Raw genomic sequence first — 2,509 nt, forward strand, 5'->3', positions numbered from 1 at the left:
GCTCGATCGAGTCTAGCATTTGTACCTGTCCCCAATCTCGATGAAGACTAGCGGCGATCGCCAGTCCGCCAGCACCGACTCCTTCTTTGACAAATCCCTGCTGGTAAACCTGGAGTTGGGGATAGTGGGAGTTGGCAAAACTGAGTTTAGTGGAGAGCAGTGGGATCTGGGGAATCAATCGCGCTAATGCGACAGTATCGCCAGAGCGATCGTTCGCCACCCAATCAGTCGTCCCGACGACGATCCCGCTTGTGTTAATCTCCAAATCGAGGTCGATCCCGATCGCTTGAATTAGAGCGGCTACAGCCAACATTTGCGTGCCTCCAGCGAGTAAAACGCCACAACTGCGACTCGCCGCGATCGCCATACCAGCAACGGCAATTTGCATCGGATCGCCGATGGCTGCGACTAGTTCCCAAGGCGAAAGCGGCAACTTTAAACCCGCCAATCCGCGAGCGACAATTTCTGCTTTTTGCTGATGATTACAAACGGGGTGGGAGCTATTAACTTTACCGATCGCATCGATACCCAAACCTTCCAGGAGACTTAATGCCGTCGTCGTGCCCCCGACGACGCACTCACCTATAATCAGATAGCTAGCGGCACCCGCGATCGCCGCTAATTTTTCACCCCAGAGCAGCCCTTGTTGATAGAGCTTGCGGACAGTCGCTAGTGGTAATGCTGTGCCTGTAGTCAGACAAGCTGCTGGCAACCCGCCCAGATCGATATGGGCAACACTCGGCGGTGTGGGTAAACCAGCATCGAAGAGATAGACAGGAATATCTGAGGCGGCAGCGATCGCTCTAGAGATATACACTGGCGATGCCCCAGCAATCAAGGGCGGCAAAGGATATTTAGGCTGAGTGCGCACGCCATTAACCAAAAATTCAGCATCGGCGATCGCGGTATACTGGCGATCTTCAGGTGTCTTCCCCGCTGCCGAAATCCCCGGAATCAAACATGTCGCTGTAAATCCCAATACGCAGGCAAATACTGGCAATTGCCCCCGATACCGTTCCAGCCATTGTTGCGCTTGTAATGGTTGGGTATGGAGCTGAATCATTAGTTATTGAAGATCGATCGGGGCGAATGAGGATGCAGTAGTAGATATTATAATGGCATTAGAACATATCCGCTGGATCTGCTGCCCGCAGTTTGCGAACCGCGATCGCGCCTGAAATAGTACACATAATCATCGTCAGAATCAGGACGGTTGTAGCACGAGCGACAGTCATTAATAACGGTAAACTAGTGGCATTGCGCGTCACTGTATAAAGTCCGACAGCGGCTAACATTCCGGGGAAAAAGCCGACGATCGACAGAATAATTGCTTCTTGAAAAACGACAGTGAGTAGATAAAAATCCGTATAACCCATCGCTTTGAGAGTGGCATATTCAGATAAATGATCGGCAACATCGGTATACAAAATCTGATAAACAATTACAATTCCGACGATGAATCCCATCACGGTACCAAGTGTAAAAATAAACCCGATTGAAGTACCACTTTGCCAATAACTTTTCTCAAAGTCAATAAATTGTTCTTTGGACATTACCTTGACATCGTTGGGCAGGTAGGCATCGATCGCGGCAACTGCGGCAGGTACATCTGCACCCGGTTTGAGTTTGATTACACCTACATCAATCAACCCACGTTCGCGACTTTTGAACATCCGGGCGAAGTTGGTATCGCTAGTCATTAAGTTACCATCGGCACCAAAAGATGCACCGAGTGTAAATAAACCACCCACATCAACTCTCCGGCCATCTATTTCGGTTTGGACTTTTTCGCCAGCATTAAATATTTTCGGAATGGGGCCAAATTGTTCGCGAGATTTTTCGTCGAATAAATAGGTATCTGGCAATTGCATTTTCGCCAGATTTTCACTCACGCCGGGTAGTTGAAAAAGTTGTTTATCGGCTGGATTGAAGCCAATAATCATGATCTGGCGAGTATTTTTTTCGACCGGGTTTTTCCAGATGCCAAAGCCCAGATAAATGGGGGTAACTGATTCGACATCTTTAAAAGCGAGGGATTGATAAAGTCGTCTGCGGGGAAAGGATTTCATCGCAATCAACGCCGTCGATTGAGGACTGACGAGAAAAACATCGCCGTTGACGTTGGTATGAAATTTAACGGCACTATCAAACAGCGCGTCGCGAAATCCTAACTGCATAAACATCAGGATATCAGCGAAACTAATTCCCGCGATCGCGACTAGCAATCGAATTTTTTCGTGGCTCAGTTGCAACCAAGCGAGGGGGATTTTCTTGAACATTTGTGGGGCATGGGGGACGGAGGGACGGGGGGACGGGGGAGACGGGGGGCATGGGGGACGGAGGGACTGGGAGTACTTACTCACTATCCACTATTCACTATTCACTATCCCCTATCCCCTATTCCCTATCCCCTATTGAGTATTAATTTGAACTGATACTTTAGAATTCGTCAGCCCCTTGACAGCGGTGCTGTCAGTGGGATCGATCGCGATTTTGACTTCGACGACGC

Annotated in this window: 2 protein-coding genes; both read right to left on the minus strand. The window is 49.1% G+C overall.

All coding sequences use genetic code 11. From position 1 onward, the window contains the following. Positions 1 to 1,063, minus strand: a 1,063-nt coding sequence (gene cobT / locus RMO35_RS06085) for a nicotinate mononucleotide-dependent phosphoribosyltransferase CobT (RefSeq protein ID WP_309739350.1), incomplete at its 3' end; no start/stop codon positions are given. Between the two features lie 58 nt (positions 1,064 to 1,121). Then, positions 1,122 to 2,279, minus strand: a complete 1,158-nt coding sequence (devC, locus tag RMO35_RS06090; RefSeq protein WP_309739352.1) for an ABC transporter permease DevC — start codon at positions 2,277 to 2,279, stop codon at positions 1,122 to 1,124. Positions 2,280 to 2,509 lie beyond the last annotated feature (230 nt).

It is taken from the genome of Chamaesiphon sp. OTE_20_metabat_361, assembly GCF_031364565.1.

What these genes read in the sequence shown, in the direction of transcription:
- devC (WP_309739352.1), bottom strand. Translation starts at nt 2,279, where the DNA reads ATGTTCAAGAAAATCCCCCTCGCTTGGTTGCAACTGAGCCACGAAAAA.